The organism is Acinetobacter sp. BSP-28 (assembly GCF_044130285.1).
Lineage (GTDB): Bacteria > Pseudomonadota > Gammaproteobacteria > Pseudomonadales > Moraxellaceae > Acinetobacter.
Window position 1 is genome coordinate 174153 of sequence record NZ_JBIQOB010000005.1, and the last position, 17672, is coordinate 191824.

A 17672-nucleotide genomic window follows, 5' to 3' on the forward strand; every position below is an offset into this window, starting at 1 on the left:
AATAAAGAGGTTTTTTGTACGGCTTATATTAACGCTAGAGATATTAATTTTTTAAAAGTTAACAAGTTAGTTAGCTTTGATTGTGTGAATATTCAACTAAATTAACAGAGTGATAACACGATGTTGCAGATGGGTTACATATCTTTGAATTTTTAGTTCCATCGGGGTTTGATTAAACAGGAATTAATATGTTTGAGAATGGCGATGATTTAATTTTTCTTGAGCTTTGTCCCGCAAAACGATCATACAGTTGAACAAACAGATTTCATCTTTTTAAACATGACAGTTTTGCAATCTAGCTGTCATTTATTATTCAAATTCTATTGCTAGATTAAAACAGTCATAAAAATCACAATATGAAATCCAGGCAGGTGAGTCATGAAAACCATACACGTTTTTGATGATATTCAGCATGTGTATAGTGAGTTTGTTGCGAATAAAAACTATCCAAAACTAGAAAGCTTAAACAACAGGGGTAAAAACCGCTTTTTCTTCAATCAATACTTTGAAATGATTGAAGGTTGGCATCATACCGAGCAGATTGTGATTCAGTTCAATCAGCAGTATTATAATTTGGACACCGGTAGCGCCCCCGACTTTATGGACAAAGAAAAATATATGGAATGGTTGCGCGAACAACTGTTGCATTAAAAAAATATTTATCTCGCTTTTAAAGTTTCCCAAAAACTGTCCGTATCGGGCAGTTTTTTTGCTTTTCTATAGGGCTTTTAGTTTGCCCAAATGGCATATCGTTAGCTTATTTCATTCTGCTGTGGAACGGGCTATGCTAAAAACATAGATCATCAACTGATTAATTTTAGCCCAACCACCGATGCTTTGGAGCGCAGTCTTTTATGCAACAGCTTATGTGTTATAAAGAACTCCCTGTCTGGACACAGCAGAGTATTCCGCAAGGGTTTAAAAATCAGCACAATACCAAAGCCGGTACCTGGGCAAAGCTGACAGTATTCAAGGGTGAGCTGAATTTTGCCATGCTGGATGAATCGGGAGCCGTAAAGTCCGAGCATGTCTTTAGCCCAGAGCAGCAACCGCCTTTTATTGAGCCGCAGGCGTGGCACAAAATTGTTTCTGCCAGTGATGACATTGAATGTCAGCTACAGTTTTACTGTCTGCCACAGGATTATTTCACTAAAAAATATCAGCTTTCACCTACTCACTCGGAAATTCTGGCTGCTACGCCGTATTTGCAAGGTGGCCGTGCCCTGGATGTTGGCTGTGGGCAGGGGCGTAATGCGCTGTATTTAAGTCAGCATGGTTTTGAGGTGGATGCCTGGGATGTCAATGAAAACAGCCTGCAAAAGTTAAGGCAGATTATTCAGAGTGAGCAGATTGATAATATTCAGGTGCAACAGCGTGATTTAAATGCAGACCCAAGTATTACCGGCCGTTATGACTTTATTTGCTGTACTGTGGTGATGATGTTCTTGCAAGCCCAAACGGTGAAACCTCTGATTAAGAAGATGCAACAAGCGACTGTTCCGGGAGGCTATAACCTGATTGTCTGTGCGATGAATACGGACGACCTTCCGGCACAGCCTGACTTTCCATTTGCCTTTAAGCCATGGGAGTTAAGTGCTTTGTATGAGGGTTGGAACATTATTAAATACAATGAAAATGTCGGTGAGTTGCATCGGGTGGATGCACAGGGAAATCGGATTAAACAGCATTTTGCAACTTTGCTGGCGCAGAGGGTTTCACTGTAATTTATTTCACAATGGAAATTCCCTCTCCTTTTTAAGGATGAGCGTAATTACGCGCAAGAGGGAGAGGATGAAATTAAAAAATCCCCTCATCCTAGCCTTCTCCCAAAGGGAGAAGGAACTTTCAATATTAATTTCACTGCCAATTAATGTTTACTTTTTGATTTATGAAATAGATCTATTAAAATTCAAAACATAAAAAACCCCGCAATAAGCGGGGTTTTTTATCTAGGTATTTAAATCTTAAACACGTTCGATAATCGTTGCGATACCTTGACCAAGACCAATACACATGGTCGCAAGACCGATTTGTGTATCTTGTTGCTCCATAACGTTCAGCAATGTCGTTGTGATACGCGCACCAGAACAACCCAATGGGTGACCCAGCGCAATCGCACCACCATTCAGGTTCACACGGTCTTGCTGGTCATAAATGCCTAAGCCTTTAAGAACCGACAAACCTTGAGCAGCAAACGCTTCGTTTAATTCAATAGTTTGAATGTCAGCAATCGACAAGCCTGCACGTTTCAGCGCTTTTTGCGTAGCTGGAACTGGACCATAACCCATGATCGCAGCATCACAGCCTGCAACCGCCATAGAGCGGATGACCGCACGTGGCTTAAGGCCAAGCGCTTGCGCACGTTCAGCAGACATCAACAACATTGCAGATGCACCATCAGACAATGCTGAAGATGTTGCAGCAGTCACTGTACCGCCTTTCGGGTCAAATGCTGGACGTAAAGCCTGGAATGCTTCAAGGTTGGCATCTGGACGAATCACTTCGTCGATGTCGCACAGGATTTTGAAACCGTTCTGGTCGTGACCTTCAACACCAATAATTTCGTTTTTGAAACGACCTTCTTGCGTTGCAGCCCAAGCGCGGCGGTGAGATTCAACACCAAACGCATCCTGTTCTTCACGAGTGATACCATTCATACGACCCAACATTTCAGCAGTTAAGCCCATCATGTTAGATGCTTTTGCATAGTGCTTAGACGCTTCAGGGTTGATGTCGATGCCGTGCATCATGCCAACGTGACCCATGTGCTCTACACCACCAATGATGAAGATATCACCCTGGTTGGTTGCAATTTGCGCCGCCGCAGCATGGATTGCCTGCATTGAAGAACCACAAAGACGGTTAATCGTTTGACCTGCAACAGTTTTAGGCAAGTCAGCCAATAAACCAATGTTACGGGCAATGTTCATACCTTGTTCAAGCGTCTGGTTGACACAGCCCCAGATCAGGTCTTCAACTTCGTTGACATCAAACTGGTTACGGGCAACCAAAGCACGAACCAATTCAGCAGACAAGCTGTCAGCACGTACATTGCGGAACATACCGTTTTTGGATTTACCCATTGCTGAACGTACACCATCAACGATGACAACGTCACGCGGATTTAAAGTAGCCATTCACGTTGCTCCTTAACCGTAGAATTTTTTGTTGTTAGCAGCCATGTCGCGCAACATTTGTGGCGCTTCATAAGCCTTACCTAAGTGAGCGTATTTGTCGCAAAGTGCAACGTATTCAGCAACACCAGTTTGGTCGATGTAACGGCATGGACCACCGCGGAATGGAGGGAAACCTACACCCATGATCATCGCCATATCTGCTTCAGAAGCAGTTGCTACAATGTTGTCTTCCAGGCAACGAACAGTTTCGTTACAGAAAGTCAGCATCATACGGTCAATGATTTCTTGAGCATCAAATTCGCGTTTGTCGCTTGTCGCAACAGAAGCAACAAGCTCATATGCAGTTGGATCAACCACTTTCGCTTTTTTGCCTTTACGGTCTAATTCATATTTGTAGAAACCAACGTCATTCTTTTGACCCAAACGTTTTGCTTCGTACATAGTTTGAATCGAACCTTTGAAGTCCGGTTTCATGCGGTCAGGGAAGCCTTCGGCCATCACTTCTGCACCGTGAACACCTGTGTCGATACCCACAACGTCCATCAGGTAAGCAGGACCCATCGGCCAGCCGAAACGTTCCATCACTTTATCGATTTGCTGGAAGTCTGCACCATCTTTAAGAAGAAGGTCGAACGCACCGAAGTAAGGGAACAATACACGGTTCACAAGGAAGCCCGGGCAGTCATTCACAACGATAGGTGTTTTACCCATTTTCTGAGCAAGAACCACAGTAGTTGCAATCGCTTCAGCAGAAGTTTTCTCACCACGGATGACTTCTACAAGTGGCATCATGTGCACCGGGTTAAAGAAGTGCATACCCACGAAGTTTTCAGGACGTTGCAGGTTTTCAGCCAGGCGAGTAATTGAAATGGTTGAAGTGTTAGAAGCAATGATCGTGTTTTCACGAACATTCTTCTCGGTTTCAGCCAATACAATGCCTTTCACTTTAGGGTTTTCAGTTACCGCTTCAATCACGATGTCCACTTCTTTAAACTCTTCGTAGCTTAAAGTTGGACGGATGCGAGCAAGGGTTTCACCCATTTGCGCAGGTTTCATTTTCTTGCGTTCAACTTGTTTTGTTAACAAGCCATTCGCTTCTTTCATACCCAGTGCAAGTTGTGGATTACCAATGTCTTTCATGATGATTGGTGTGCCTTTGCTTGCCGCTTGGTAAGCAATACCACCACCCATGATACCAGCACCAAGTACAGCGGCTTGGTTTACAGGATGAGCACCTTTTTCATATTTCTTAGAAGTTTTCTTCACAACTTGGTCGTTGATGAATAAACCGATCAACGCGCCAGCTTGTGGAGTGATCGCAGCTTTAGCAAAACCTTCAGCTTCTACTTTTAAAGCTTCGTTACGTGGAAGGCTTGCACCTGCCTGTAATGAATCAAGCAGAAGTTTAGGCGCAGGGTATTGAGCAGGGTTTGCTTTCGCAAGTACCGCACCTTTCGCCGTATTGAACGCCATCATTTGTTCAAGCGGGTTCAATTTAATAGGGTCTAATTTTTCTTGGCGTTTTGCTTTCCAGTCTACACGGCCAGCAAGTGCTTGTTTAACCAAGTCAATTGCAGCGTCAGTAAGTTTGTCTGCAGCCACAACCGCATCAACAGCACCGTCTTTAAGGGCAGCAGCAGGTTTTTTAGGCGCAGCCATTGCCATCCATTCAACCGCATTGTCGATACCAATAACACGGCTTAAACGAACAGTACCACCGAAACCAGGGTAGATGCCCAGTTTGATTTCTGGAAGGCCGACTTGAGCTGCTTCTGACATCACACGGTAGTCACAGACTAAGCACATTTCAAAGCCGCCGCCCAATGCCATACCATTGATTGCAGCAACTTTAGGAATCTCTAGATCTTCAAATGCATTGAAGATGTCGTGAACAGGCAAAGCCCAATCCACAATCGCTTTTTCGCCTTGAGCGAAGTTTTCACCAAATTCAGTGATGTCTGCGCCAACGATAAATGTTGATTTACCTGAAGTAACAACTAAACCTTTAATCGCGCTATCTGCTTTTACAGCTTCAATGGCGGCTTTAAAATCTTCAATTGTTGCACGGTTAAATTTGTTGACCGACTCACCTTGTAAGTCAAAGCGGAATTCTGCAATTCCGTCCGAAAGCATTTGGACGGTAATGGCATTGCCAGCGTGGATCATGCCTGATCTCCTTTATTTTGGAGGACTTCTAAGTTGATGTTGTGAAGCATGTACGCATTTCCCGCGCACATTTATGCTTCGCCAATCTTACGATAACTATATCCAAAAAGAACATAACAAGTTGTATCAAGCCGTGACGCTAGGGTCATCAATTTTTTTTCAACAATCCCGGGTGATTGGCCGCCTTATTTTTACTGTATTAGGTAAAAATGTGATGAACTTTTTGTTTAGATTAAGGTTTTCTAATAATTTCGTGCTTATTTATATCGGTTACAACCTGGCTATTTCAAGTTTTTTATGGGCTTGTTTTAGTCAAAATAGTCAATCAGCCAAAATTTTCAGCTCCACGAGGTGATGCTTAAACTGAAGTTTTAAGCTAAAGATCACGGATCCGCAGCTTTGAAGGGAATGTGCAGTTTATAAAAGCGAGGCACATTTGCAGTCAAATACCTGTTTGAGCATTTGACTGCAAGGATGATAATCAGAAAGATTCTAACAATGATTATTCGGGCTGAATGATCAATTGCCCATCTGCATAGCTCAAAGTGAGCTGTGCTTTTTCAGGATAATTTAAAAAATATACCGCCATAATCGGTTCCAGTTCAGTCCGCATTTTGCGCGCCAAATGGCGTGCGCCAAAACGGATATCATGATCTTTATAAAAGTGTGCTTTGGCTGCATCGGTCAAAATCACCTGACGTTTTTGATGTTGCAGGCGCTGATTCAGTTTTTGCAGTTCAATGTCTACCAGTTTAGGCAGGGCATCATCCTGTACCGCCTGATAATGTAAAGTCCGATCAATACGGTTTAAAAATTCCGGATCGAATTTTTTAAACATGACTTTTTCAATAATGGTTTTGGTCGGTATTTTTTTCAGACATAGATCCTGCATTTTCTTAGGCAAGAAATTCAGTTTATCCAGATATTGCTGTGCTGCCTGTGCACCGACGTTACTGGTCATAAAAATCATGCAGTTGCGAAAGTCGATGGTTTTGGTGCCGGACGTCAGGGTGAGTTTTCCGGTATCCAGCACATTCATTAAACCGCGAATCACCTCGGTCGAGGCTTTCTCCAGTTCATCAAACAGTACAATCCCTGGACGGGTGTGTGAACCGGCAATCGCGGTTTCATCAAACAGGCTATGCCCTTCTTTGGAACCGACATAGCCGGGAGGTGCACCAGTAATGGCGGCGGCATAGTGTTCCTGTGCCAGGGTATTCATATCGATGCGACAGAAGGCATCCGGGCGACCATAAATAGCTTCGGCAATTAAACGCACGGTTTCGGTTTTACCGACTCCGGTAGGGCCGAGCATCAAGGTTACCGATAGCGGGCGTTCAGGACTGGAAAAATCGGCTTTGACCACATGCAGCATTTTTTCAATTTCTTGCAGTGCTGCGTCCTGTCCAATAATGCGCTGCTTCAACAGCTGCATGACCTCAAGCGGTTCAAAGTGAAAACGCGGCTTGCCAATCAGTTTATCTTTTTCAGATGTGCTATGCGTTGCAGTGTCGGGTTTGACGATATGCATGGCGTGATTGGGAGTCGTCATTCAGTTTGATCCAAATTGTTCAGATGGCCTGAGCATAGCAAAATACGCGCAATTTACTTATAGCTTTTAGCAATCAAGTGATTGCTGGAACTTTGTTTGATGATGAGGAAAATCCCGGATTGGCTTGAAAATGGCGTGAAAACCATCACATCATGTAGCAAAGCAGACATCATTGTGAATAAGGCTGAATGTGAACGAAAACGCACGTGAAAATATTGAAAAAATTTTAGCCCATATGACCACTTTGCCCGGGGTTTACCGGATGTTGGGCAAAGACGGTGAACTGCTGTATGTCGGTAAAGCCAAGAATCTAAAAAACCGCGTGTCGAGTTATTTCGTTAAAACCATCGAACATCCTAAAACCCAGGCTTTGGTGGCGCGGATTTATGATATTGAAACGCTGGTGGTGCGCTCGGAAACCGAAGCCTTATTGCTGGAACAGAACCTGATCAAGCTGCATCGTCCACCGTACAACATTATGCTGCGTGACGACAAATCCTATGTCTATATTTTTGTTTCCAGTGACAAGCCATACCCGCGTATTGCGGCCGGTCGTGGCAAGGGCAAACATCAAGTCGGCAAGTTCTTTGGGCCTTATCCAAGTGCCTATAATGCCCGGGATACGCTGGTGGTGTTGCAAAAGTTGTTTAATGTACGCCAGTGTGAAAACAGCTATTTTGCCCAGCGTAAACGTCCGTGTTTGCAGTATCAGATTAAACGCTGTACCGCACCCTGTGTCGGGTTGATTTCGCCTGAAGATTATCAGGAAGATGTGAATAACTCGATTCGCTTTTTACAGGGTGATACCAAAGAATTGAATCAAGAATTGATTCAGAAAATGGAAGAAGCCGCTGAAAAACTCGAATTTGAAAAAGCTGTATTTTATCGTGATCGTATGGCACTGCTTCGCGATGTGCAATCGCAACAGGCGATTTATAAACTCAAAGGTGAAGCCGATATCTTGGCGATTGCCTATCATGCCGGAGTGACCTGTGTGCAGATCATGCATGTGCGTAACGGCAAAATGTTGGGCGGTAAAAGCTATTTCCCGGATATGCTGGGTGATGATCTGGGGCAAATGTTGTCAGACTTCATGGCAAACTTCTATTTTCAGGTCGCCGATGAAGTGCCTGCCGAGCTGATCGTCAATGTCGAGATCCCCGATCGCAAAGAGTTGGAACAGGCGCTACATCAGGAATTCGGCAAGAAAGTGCAGATCAAGCACAATGTTCGGGAAACCCGTGCCGAATGGCTGGAACTGGCAAATATGAATGTACAGCATGCTATTAAAGGCCAGTTAGCCAATCATTTTGAACTGAATGAACGCTTTCATCAGCTGGAACAGGTGGTGGGGCGTCCGATTGACCGGATTGAATGTTTTGATATCTCGCATACCATGGGCGAAGCTACCATTGCTTCCTGTGTGGTGTTCGATGCCGGTGGGGCGCGTAAACGCGATTACCGCCAGTTCGCCATTGATGATATTACCGGCGGTGATGACTATGCGGCCATGCGTCAGGCACTGACCCGTCGTTATAAAAAAGCCATGCTGCCGGATTTACTGCTGATTGATGGCGGCAAAGGTCAGTTGCATATGGCGATGGAGGTGATGCAGGAGCTGGGGCTGGATGCCTTTATGGTCGGGGTATCCAAAGGAGAAGGGCGTAAACCCGGTCTGGAAACCTTGCATTTTACCGATAGCACAAAAATCCAGTTGCCAGAAGACCATAAAGCACTGCATCTGATTCAACAGGTACGCGATGAAGCGCACCGTTTTGCCATTACCAAACACCGTGCCAAACGCGACAAGAAACGTGGCTCATCGGTACTGGAAGTGATTCCCGGACTGGGGCCGAAACGCCGCCGTGATTTGCTCACCCATTTTGGCGGTATTCAAGGCGTGCTCAAGGCTTCAGAAAATGATTTGAAACTGGTTCCCGGTTTGGGAGATGTGATGGCCCGTACCATTTATAAAGTGCTGCATGAATAAATTCAGGCAGATTGACCGAAATGCTCACTGACGCATGAGTCATTGATCATTCACAACAATTAAAAATAAGTGAAAGATAGAGCAAATCAAAAAACTCCAAAGGACACAGGATGTCACTGCGCCAATTATTCACAGCAATTGAACAGAATGAATGGATCAATATTCCGCAAGGCTGGCTGCAAGGACGGACCATTTATGGTGGTCTGGTCGCAGGCATGATGATGCAAAAAGCCTTACTTGCTGTTGCAGATGCGGACACACAGTTGTTAAGTACCAGTGTGACCTTTGTCGGTCCAGTGCAAATGGCCCCGGTCCGGTTGAGTGCTGAAATCTTGCGGCAAGGCAAGTCTGTGACCACGGTTGAAGTACGACTCTGGCAAGATGATGCCGTGCAAAGTATTTTGATTGCCAGTTTTGGTACCCATCGCCAGTCGACTATTTCCGTGCAACAGGAACGACTTGCACCTGAATTTCCTATGCCTGAGCAATTAAACATTGCGGAGCATCATCCTTTGGCACCGGAATGTTTTGGGCAGATGGACCTGGTCTGGGTAGATGGACAATATCCATGCACTGGCAGTGTGAAACCTGATTTTAGTGGCTGGATGCGTTTTAATCCGGATCGGCATGACAATCGGGAAATGACCGTCGCCGACTTGATGGTGGCCTTTGATATGTGGCCGCCAGGGGTATTGCCCATGTTTAACACATTCGCACCGGCCAGTTCGCTGACCTGGCATGTGACTTATGTTCATCCTCTAAAAAATCATGTGCATGATTGGTTTAAATATAAAGTATTTACCGATTATGCTGCAGAAGGCTATTCCACCGAATATGCCCACCTTTGGGACGCAGAAAATAGGCTGATTGCGATTTCCAGACAGACAGTTACCGTGTTTGCCTAGTGACACTTTATAGCAATTCGTATAAAGTGACTCTTATTAACGATGAATCAATCCTCAAAATATGTGTGGTTTTTCATTGTACATAAAGGGGAAAAATTGGCGGTGTCTATGACTACAGGTCGCATCCTGAATATTCCAAATATCTTGACTTTGGCGCGTATTGCTTTAATACCTGTTTTTTTGCTGGTGGCATATTGGCCACCTGCAGTTGGTGTCGCAGGTCATGATACAAATATGACTCGTCACATTATTTTAACGGCCATTTTTGTGATTGCTGCAGTAACAGACTGGTTCGATGGCTATTTGGCGCGCTCACTCAATCAAACTTCTGCATTCGGCCGTTTTTTGGACCCTGTAGCGGATAAGCTGATGGTTGCGGCTGCATTGATTGTTCTGGTGCAATGGCAACCGAGCATTTCTATGGCTTTTGCTGCCATTGTCATTATTTCACGTGAAATTACGGTTTCTGCCTTGCGCGAATGGATGGCAGAGCTTGGGGCACGTACCAGTGTTGCTGTATCGACTGTAGGTAAATATAAAACCGCTTTCCAGATGATTGCGATTTCAGTATTTTTACTGAATTGGCAGCCGTTTGAAATGTTGGCTTATGCCTTACTTTACACGGCGGTCATTTTGACATTATGGTCAATGTTTATTTATTTAAAAGCCGCATGGCCTTATTTAAAACAGCCTTAAGCTTAGATTTAAAAACTCAAATAAAAAACGTCCTGAATGGGCGTTTTTTTATTTCTAGGCTACTTTTTTGGAAAGATAACCATTAAATATAGTAGATAAAAAAAATCCTAGATTTTGGGGGAAACCTAGGATTGAAATCGGGAATATTTATAGTTGTAATAAGATGGATAACCATCTACTTGAGATCAAGTATAAGAGAGGAAAACCGCTAAATCATGTAGGTTATTGTGTTGTAATGTATAGTTTTATTTAGAAATGTAGTTTTGAATTACAGTTATTTCTAAATGTTTAAAAAATTTATGAGATAAGTGGAATTTTTAAAATAAAAAAATGAATAGAAAATTAATGTTTAAGTTGTATTTTTCAGTAAATATAAAAATCCCGAGAAAAGATGGTTTTTGACAATGAAACTACCCTGGAACAAATATCGTCAGTATTGATTTAATTTAGTAGCTTCCTCCTTTAAAAAGGGGGGTAAGCATTAAAAGGAGTCTCTGACGAGGCTTTTTTTAATACTTGCCTGCGCATAGCATAACTACTTGTCTTCTTACGGAATATATTCCTCAGGGTGGAGAAGTGCTCCATAAGAAGAAAAGCCCCTGTTTCAGGAGCTTTTTTTAATGCCTGTCTACGCGCTTCGCTTATCTTAGGTAATTTTTAGAGCGGCTTAAAAAAAGAAATCCCCAATAATGGAGATTTCTTTTCAGATTAAAGCCTGCGCGAGCAAAGCATAGCTTCTCGTCTTGCGGTGTAGCGGAGCAGTGCTCCTAAGCTAAAAAGGGAATCTTTTGAGATTCCCTTTTGACAGTCAAAACTACGCGCTTCGCTTGTCTTGAGTAAAATTTAAAGCAGCGCTCTATCTAATTACGCTCAGGCACAGCCTTCGCCTTGCGTTCGGGTGGGAGCAGTGCTCCACTGATCCTCACTCAGGCTTTAGGCCTTCAGCTTTTTCTAAAGTTTCATCATTGCTGAAGAATTTTTCACGTTGTTCTTCAAGAAATTTTTTCGCAACCGGTTCAAACACATTTAAACGCTTCTCGTTAATGAGCGTGGTTTGATGTTTGAGCCATTCTTGCCAAGCCTGTTTAGACACAGTGTCAAATAGTTCTTGACCCTTTGCACCCGGGAATGGTGCAAAGTCTAAACCTTCCATTTCTGTTTGATACTTACGGCAAAATACTTGTCGAGACATATCAGTTTTCCTTAAGCGTAAAGTTTTTCTAAACGAGCGTAGGCACGGGTAATGGCTGCTTCAACCTGTGCAGGTGCAGTACCACCAATGTGGTTACGTGCATTGACAGACGCTTCAAGAGTCAAGGCTTTTTCAAACACGTCAGCTTGAATCAAGTCAGAGAACTGTTGAAGTTGCTCAAGTGTCAATTCAGACAGGTCTTTACCTTCTTGCACACCTAGCGCAACTGCTTTACCGACAATTTCATGTGCATCACGGAATGCCACGCCATTTTTCACCAGATAATCTGCCAGGTCAGTTGCAGTTGAGAAACCACGTAACGCAGCTTCACGCATGATTTCAACATTTGGAACCAATGCAGGAATCATGTCAGCAAATGCCATCAATGAACCACGAACCGTATCGATTGCGTCAAATAATGGTTCTTTGTCTTCCTGGTTGTCCTTGTTATACGCCAATGGTTGACCTTTCATCAATGTCAACAGGCTCATCAAGTCACCGTATACGCGACCAGTCTTACCACGAATCAACTCAGGCACATCCGGGTTTTTCTTTTGCGGCATGATTGAAGAACCGGTACAGAAACGGTCAGGAATGTTCACGAATTTGAACTGCGCAGAGGTCCACAGGATCATTTCTTCCGACATACGCGACAGGTGCATCATAATTAAAGATGCAGCAGCATTGAATTCAATACCGAAATCACGGTCAGAAACAGCATCCAGCGAGTTTTCACACACGGCTTCAAAGCCTAAAAGCTGTGCGGTGTATTCACGCTCGATCGGATAGGTGGTACCTGCAAGTGCAGCAGAACCAAGTGGCAAGCGATTCACACGTTTACGGCAGTCAATCAAACGCTCAGAATCACGTACCAGCATTTCAAACCACGCCATCAAATGGTGACCGAAAGTCACTGGCTGAGCGGTTTGCAGATGGGTAAAGCCCGGCATAATCGTGTTGGTATTTTTCGCCGCCAGACCCAAAATGCCTTTTTGTAATTTTTGCAATAACTCTAAAATTGCATCAATTTCATCACGTACATATAAACGGATGTCTGTTGCCACCTGGTCGTTACGGCTACGGCCAGTGTGCAATTTTTTACCAGTGATGCCAATACGACTGGTCAAGCGCGACTCAATGTTCATATGCACATCTTCTAAATCAATGCGCCATTCGAAATCACCTGCTTCGATTTCAGCTTTAATGGTGTTTAAACCGTTAATGATGTCATCACGTTCCTGTTCAGTTAAAACCCCTACTTTGGCAAGCATGGTTGCATGGGCAATAGAACCTGCAATATCTTGTTTATAAAAGCGTTGGTCAAATTGAACAGATGCTGTAAATTCAGCAACAAATGCGTCAGTAGCTTCAGAGAAACGACCGCCCCACATACCCGAAGTTTGGGCTTGTGACGGATTTGAGGAATTAGAAGATGTGGTCATATCGGCTCAATAAAATAAAAAGCAGTAATTTGAACAAGAGTATAGCAAATTCAGAATCACTTGCCGAAAAACAAGTCGATCCAACTTCGACGTATACAGATGATGGGGAAAACAATCACGCCTATTTTTTTACGAAAATAGGGCATTGGCAACATCTAATTGAATTATTTATTGCCAGCAATATTTTGGCGGTCATCTTGGCCCTGGCAGAAGCACAATCCTGGACGGCTTTAAGTGTGGGTCGTCTGCTGCAATATATATTGTTCATTGATTGGGTTTTACTGGCTTTTGTTGCCTTGATTGAGCGCCTGCAGAGAAAAATTCAGCACTTCAGTTTTGGGCAGACCCTGGTTGCGGGCTTTGTTTTGCTGCAGATTATCGTGTTATTGACCACGGTGGTGCTGAACGGTGTTATTTTCTTTGGACAAAATTTTCAATTCCAGCATTTGACGCTACAGGTTTTGTTCGATGGAACGGGACTACATCTAAGTTATGGCGTACTGATTGGAAGCCTTTGTTTTCGTTATTTATATATGCGAGAACAATGGGCGTGTCAGCAAAACAGTGAGTTGAATGCACGGATTCAGGCCATGCAGGCGCGGATTCATCCACATTTTTTATTTAATAGCCTGAATACTGTGATTAGTTTAATTAGCATTGATCCAGATAAAGCTGAACAAATGTTACTGAATTTATCACAGTTATTTCGTGCCAGTTTTAAAGAACTTAAACTGGTCCGCTTAAAAGATGAAATTGAACTGTGCCAGCGTTATCTGGCTATTGAACAGATTCGCCTGGGGGATCGCTTACAGGTGGAATGGAAATATGATGAAGAAGTACTTTTTTCTAAAATACAAATTCCACTATTAACTTTACAACCTTTAGTGGAAAATAGTATTTTTCATGGAGTTGAAAAATTTCTAACAAAGAGTACGATAAGCATATTGATTGAAATATTGCAAAATCAAGTCAATATAGTCATTACTAACCCTTATACACAGGATAAAATAAATTTACGACAGGGACATGGTATTGCAGTTGAAAATGTTAAGCAGCGGCTTGAGGCTTATTATGGGCGTTCTGCAACTTTTCAGACATACGCGGGGAAGGGAATATTTACCACAGTTGTGCAATATCGATATAAATAAAAGATCATAGTTAACCTATAAAAAAAATCATGGTAACTGTGAAGGAGGAGAAATGGACATCCTGATTTGCGATGATGAACCTCTCGCCGTAGAGCGCTTGTCACGTTTAGTTACGCAATTGGGACATCAGGTGGTTGCTACTGCAAGTTATGGGCAGCAAGCAATTGAAATGACTCAATTCTATGAGCCGGATGTAGTACTTTTAGATATTCAAATGCCTGAAATGGATGGCTTGAGCTGTGCCGAATATTTGCGCCAGCTTGATCCTATGCCCGCCATTGTTTTCTGTACTGCTTATGATGAACATGCTTTGGAGGCATTTAAGTCGCATGCAGAAGGCTATTTACTGAAACCTGTGATGCAGCAGGAATTGCAACAGGTATTAGATCATTTAACAAAACTGACTCAAGCACAAATGAGCACTTTAAAACAAAAAGAAGATATGGACGAACTCAATATAAAACGCCACCAGATTGTGGCGAAAACCTATCGTGGTGTGGAACTGGTTCCTGTAGAAAATATTTATTATTTTTTAGCAGATCAGAAATATGTCACGGTACGGCATAAAAATGGCAGTGTGCTGATCGATGAAACTTTAAAAGATCTGGAAAATGAATTTGGCGACCAGTTTATTCGAATTCATCGCAATGCCCTGGTTTCAGTGCATTTTCTGGAGGGTCTTGAAGTGATCAGTTCGGGACAGTATCAGGTGCGTTGCCGTGAACTGGAAGAGCGCCTGGCCGTCAGCCGACGTCATCTGCCCAATTTAAGAGAACGCATCCAAAAGATGTAAATCTGTTTTCATGAATTTAGGTGACACGATAGTGCAAATTTACTTGCATTTTCCAGTCAGCGCGTTAAGTTTACACTAACGCACTTATTAACTGTTTCCTGGATTTATGAAGATTTTGAAGATTGCAACTCGACAAAGCCCGCTTGCTTTATGGCAGGCGGAACATATTCGTGCCCGTTTAGAGGCATTGCATGCTGATCTTAAAGTTGAGTTAGTGACCTTCGTCACCCAGGGCGACAAAATCTTGGATACACCTTTGGCCAAGATTGGTGGAAAAGGACTCTTTGTTAAAGAATTAGAAGCAGCACTGCTTGATGGCCGTGCAGACTTGGCGGTGCATTCAATGAAAGATGTGCCGATGAAGTTGCCTGCCGGTTTATCACTCGCTGTGATTTGCGAGCGTGAAGATCCGCTGGATGCCTTTGTGTCTAATACTTATGCAAGTTTTGAAGAGTTGCCACAAGGCGCTAAAGTGGGTACATCAAGTCTGCGTCGTAAAAGCCAAATTTTAAAAACCCGTCCTGATTTAGAGATTATTGATTTGCGTGGCAACGTGGGTACGCGTTTATCCAAACTGGATGCAGGTCTTTATGATGCCATTATTCTGGCAAGTGCAGGTTTGAAGCGTTTGGGTCTGGCTGAACGTATTCGTCATACGTTGCCAGCGGAAGTGAGCTTGCCGGCAGTTGGGCAGGGAGCGCTTGGTCTGGAATGTCGTGCAGAAGATCAGGCTGTGCTGGATCTTATTTTACCGCTGCTACATAGTGAAACTGATGTTTGTGTACGTGCAGAACGTGCATTTAATGCCTATTTAGAAGGTGGCTGTCAGGTGCCGATTGCAGGTTATGCCATCCTTGAACAGGGGCAGGTGCATCTGCAAGGTCGTGTGGGTAGTGTAGACGGCAAAACTTTACTCAAAGCGGAACAGGTGGGTGATAGTGCCCAAGCCGAACAAATCGGGGTAGCTTTGGCTAAAGAATTATTAGCCCAAGGTGCGGGTGATTTGCTGAAAGCCCTATATTAATATGCTCTTTATCAATACACGTCCGCAAGACCGTGCAGAAGAATTGAGTCATGCATTGCGCCTGGCTCAAATTGACGTGTTGGATTTACCTTTACTGGAATTGCTGCCACAGGCTTGGTCAGCGGATTTGTCTGAACTTTATCGGCAGTTGCCTGCTGCACAGGTGATTGTGGTGGTCAGTCCCACGGCCGTGCAAATCGGCATGGATTATTTAAAGCTGTCGGGCATCACGTTGGATCAGCTTAAGCATATTCAGTGGATTGCTGTTGGGGAGCGCACTGCTCAGGCTTTAGCGCAATATGGTATTTCTGCTGAAGTTCCTCAGGTTGAAACATCGGAAGGGATGTTACAACTTCCTGTTTTACAATCCCTCCATTCAGGTCAGTGTCTGGCTTTTTGGCGTGGGGAAGGGGGGCGCCTGTTTATGATAGATCAGTTAAAACAGCAAGGCATGCGAATTCTAAATTTTGTATTATACCAGCGCCGTTGTCCTGTATTTACTCAGCCAGATTTAGCCAACGTATTATTTTTATTAGAAAAACAAAAACAGTATGCTATGGTGGTGAGTAGCGAAGCGAGTTGGCTGAACTGGATTCAGCTCATGCAGGATCAAAAACAGTTGATTGCAAAAGGGCATTATCTGGTTTTAGGAGAGCGCTTGTATCAAGTTGTTTCGAATTATAAAAAAAATCAGGCAACATGTTTTAATATCACGCGACTACCTGATTTAAAAACAGATTCAATTTTGCAGAAGCTTGTTGTTGTGCAAGGGAACACATGAAGAAAATACTCATTTTATTATTTATTTTAAGTCTGCTCTGGATTGTTAAATTGAGTTATGACTTATTTAATCTTACTGCACAACAAACAGAATTAAATACCAGTCTGCATCGAATTGAACAGAATAATGCAAATTTAAATGATCAATTTGTCGCTTTACAGCGCAAAGTCATGCTGACAGGAGAGTCTGCACCGGCAAGTTCACAGGCTGCAGAGAATTTAAAAGCCATTCAGGCGGCAAGTATTGATCCAGTTGTGGTGATTAAACAGCAACTAGAATTAATTGAATTTATGTTGCAGCAACAACAGCTTACCTCAGCTCTGGATAAATTAACCCGTTTGGATCAAAGTCTTGAGCAATATGCCCTTGCGGCACCATTGAAGCAAAGTCTGCATCAGGTTATTGCCAAAGATCATCAGCTTATTCAGCATTTTGTCAGTGAGCGGATGGCTCAGCAAATCAAAGTGGATGCGCTGATCCGGCAACTTGATGCTGCCTTGGCTCAGGAATTACAGGCACCCCAATTAAACGCGAGCCAGACATCGGGTAAATTTTTCTGGCAACGTTGGCTAGTGATTGAGCCTGCAAAACAACCTGCTACGGCGCTTATGCAGCGTCCGTTAATTTTAAAAGAAGCGCAGCTCCGACTGCTCATTGCGCAACAGGCCTTAAAACAGGGGCAATATTTAGAGTATCAAAAATCCCTGACTGAAATTATTCAATTGTTAAATCAAATTCCTGATGAGAAGTCGCGACAGCTGATCCAGAATATCCAGAAGATCAAAGGATTTACAGTTGTGCCTACGCCTAGTTTAAATACGCGTGCATTATTGGGGTGATGAGTCA

The 17672-nt window shown here is 43.4% G+C and carries 15 protein-coding genes; 10 read left to right on the top strand and 5 right to left on the bottom strand.

Annotation, left to right across the window (positions count from 1 at the left end):
* Positions 1-378 precede the first annotated feature (378 nt).
* Positions 379-651: a hypothetical protein gene (locus ACE01R_RS05545; RefSeq protein ID WP_395549411.1), complete on the top strand. Its 273-nt coding sequence runs from the start codon at positions 379-381 to the stop codon at positions 649-651.
* Between the two features lie 203 nt (positions 652-854).
* A complete protein-coding gene (gene tehB, locus ACE01R_RS05550) occupies positions 855-1724 on the top strand; it encodes an SAM-dependent methyltransferase TehB (RefSeq protein WP_395549413.1) in 870 nt (289 codons plus the stop codon).
* 240 nt (positions 1725-1964) lie between these two features.
* Here the strand turns inward: tehB and fadA are convergent, their stop codons facing one another.
* From fadA to ACE01R_RS05565, 3 genes are all read right to left on the bottom strand, one after another.
* Positions 1965-3137, bottom strand: coding sequence for an acetyl-CoA C-acyltransferase FadA (fadA, locus tag ACE01R_RS05555; protein WP_166170684.1), 1173 nt, complete (start codon positions 3135-3137; stop codon positions 1965-1967).
* Positions 3138-3149: 12 nt separating this feature from the next.
* The gene (fadB, locus tag ACE01R_RS05560; RefSeq protein WP_395549415.1) at positions 3150-5303 is read right to left on the bottom strand and encodes a fatty acid oxidation complex subunit alpha FadB; all 2154 of its coding nucleotides are present in this window, start codon (positions 5301-5303) and stop codon (positions 3150-3152) included.
* A 502-nt stretch (positions 5304-5805) separates the two neighbouring features.
* Positions 5806-6855, bottom strand: coding sequence for an AAA family ATPase (locus ACE01R_RS05565; protein ID WP_395549417.1), 1050 nt, complete (start codon positions 6853-6855; stop codon positions 5806-5808).
* Between the two features lie 190 nt (positions 6856-7045).
* Here ACE01R_RS05565 and uvrC point away from each other — a divergent pair, with 190 nt between their 5' ends.
* The 3 genes from uvrC (at position 7046) to pgsA (ending at position 10446) form a co-directional block, all read left to right on the top strand.
* A complete protein-coding gene (gene uvrC / locus ACE01R_RS05570) occupies positions 7046-8845 on the top strand; it encodes an excinuclease ABC subunit UvrC (protein WP_395549420.1) in 1800 nt (599 codons plus the stop codon).
* Between the two features lie 110 nt (positions 8846-8955).
* Positions 8956-9750, top strand: coding sequence for an acyl-CoA thioesterase (locus tag ACE01R_RS05575; protein WP_395549422.1), 795 nt, complete (start codon positions 8956-8958; stop codon positions 9748-9750).
* Between the two features lie 108 nt (positions 9751-9858).
* A complete protein-coding gene (pgsA, locus tag ACE01R_RS05580) occupies positions 9859-10446 on the top strand; it encodes a CDP-diacylglycerol--glycerol-3-phosphate 3-phosphatidyltransferase (RefSeq protein WP_395549423.1) in 588 nt (195 codons plus the stop codon).
* Positions 10447-11368: 922 nt separating this feature from the next.
* Here pgsA and ACE01R_RS05585 read toward each other — a convergent pair.
* Both ACE01R_RS05585 and argH read right to left on the bottom strand, forming a co-directional pair.
* Positions 11369-11638, bottom strand: a complete 270-nt coding sequence (locus ACE01R_RS05585) for an oxidative damage protection protein (RefSeq protein WP_395549427.1) — start codon at positions 11636-11638, stop codon at positions 11369-11371.
* An 11-nt stretch (positions 11639-11649) separates the two neighbouring features.
* The gene (gene argH / locus ACE01R_RS05590) at positions 11650-13080 is read right to left on the bottom strand and encodes an argininosuccinate lyase (RefSeq protein ID WP_395549435.1); all 1431 of its coding nucleotides are present in this window, start codon (positions 13078-13080) and stop codon (positions 11650-11652) included.
* Between argH and ACE01R_RS05595 the strand changes: the two genes are divergently transcribed.
* The 5 genes from ACE01R_RS05595 to ACE01R_RS05615 all read left to right on the top strand — a co-directional run bounded on the left by ACE01R_RS05595 (position 13071) and on the right by ACE01R_RS05615 (position 17665).
* Positions 13071-14228, top strand: a complete 1158-nt coding sequence (locus ACE01R_RS05595; protein ID WP_395549437.1) for a sensor histidine kinase — start codon at positions 13071-13073, stop codon at positions 14226-14228. The genes argH and ACE01R_RS05595 overlap by 10 nt on opposite strands.
* A gap of 52 nt (positions 14229-14280) precedes the next feature.
* Complete coding sequence (locus tag ACE01R_RS05600) at positions 14281-15021, top strand: LytR/AlgR family response regulator transcription factor (protein ID WP_395549439.1); 741 nt, start codon at positions 14281-14283, stop codon at positions 15019-15021.
* 106 nt (positions 15022-15127) lie between these two features.
* The gene (gene hemC / locus ACE01R_RS05605; protein WP_395549441.1) at positions 15128-16045 is read left to right on the top strand and encodes a hydroxymethylbilane synthase; all 918 of its coding nucleotides are present in this window, start codon (positions 15128-15130) and stop codon (positions 16043-16045) included.
* A gap of 1 nt (position 16046) precedes the next feature.
* Positions 16047-16826: a uroporphyrinogen-III synthase gene (locus ACE01R_RS05610; RefSeq protein ID WP_395549445.1), complete on the top strand. Its 780-nt coding sequence runs from the start codon at positions 16047-16049 to the stop codon at positions 16824-16826.
* Positions 16823-17665 carry a hypothetical protein gene (locus ACE01R_RS05615; protein ID WP_395549447.1) on the top strand — a complete coding sequence of 281 codons (843 nt, stop codon included), beginning with the start codon at positions 16823-16825 and terminating at the stop codon, positions 17663-17665. Before ACE01R_RS05610 ends, ACE01R_RS05615 begins: the two co-directional genes overlap by 4 nt.
* Positions 17666-17672: the final 7 nt, after the last annotated feature.

Excerpts from the sequence above, each read along its gene's own strand:
- ACE01R_RS05545 (WP_395549411.1), top strand. The coding sequence starts at position 379 with ATGAAAACCATACACGTTTTTGATGATATTCAGCATGTGTATAGTGAG.
- tehB (WP_395549413.1), top strand. The coding sequence starts at position 855 with ATGCAACAGCTTATGTGTTATAAAGAACTCCCTGTCTGGACACAGCAG.
- fadA (WP_166170684.1), bottom strand. The coding sequence starts at position 3,137 with ATGGCTACTTTAAATCCGCGTGACGTTGTCATCGTTGATGGTGTACGT.
- fadB (WP_395549415.1), bottom strand. The coding sequence starts at position 5,303 with ATGATCCACGCTGGCAATGCCATTACCGTCCAAATGCTTTCGGACGGA.
- ACE01R_RS05565 (WP_395549417.1), bottom strand. The coding sequence starts at position 6,855 with ATGACGACTCCCAATCACGCCATGCATATCGTCAAACCCGACACTGCA.
- ACE01R_RS05575 (WP_395549422.1), top strand. The coding sequence starts at position 8,956 with ATGTCACTGCGCCAATTATTCACAGCAATTGAACAGAATGAATGGATC.
- pgsA (WP_395549423.1), top strand. The coding sequence starts at position 9,859 with ATGACTACAGGTCGCATCCTGAATATTCCAAATATCTTGACTTTGGCG.
- ACE01R_RS05585 (WP_395549427.1), bottom strand. The coding sequence starts at position 11,638 with ATGTCTCGACAAGTATTTTGCCGTAAGTATCAAACAGAAATGGAAGGT.
- ACE01R_RS05595 (WP_395549437.1), top strand. The coding sequence starts at position 13,071 with ATGTGGTCATATCGGCTCAATAAAATAAAAAGCAGTAATTTGAACAAG.
- argH (WP_395549435.1), bottom strand. The coding sequence starts at position 13,080 with ATGACCACATCTTCTAATTCCTCAAATCCGTCACAAGCCCAAACTTCG.
- ACE01R_RS05600 (WP_395549439.1), top strand. The coding sequence starts at position 14,281 with ATGGACATCCTGATTTGCGATGATGAACCTCTCGCCGTAGAGCGCTTG.
- hemC (WP_395549441.1), top strand. The coding sequence starts at position 15,128 with ATGAAGATTTTGAAGATTGCAACTCGACAAAGCCCGCTTGCTTTATGG.
- ACE01R_RS05610 (WP_395549445.1), top strand. The coding sequence starts at position 16,047 with ATGCTCTTTATCAATACACGTCCGCAAGACCGTGCAGAAGAATTGAGT.
- ACE01R_RS05615 (WP_395549447.1), top strand. The coding sequence starts at position 16,823 with ATGAAGAAAATACTCATTTTATTATTTATTTTAAGTCTGCTCTGGATT.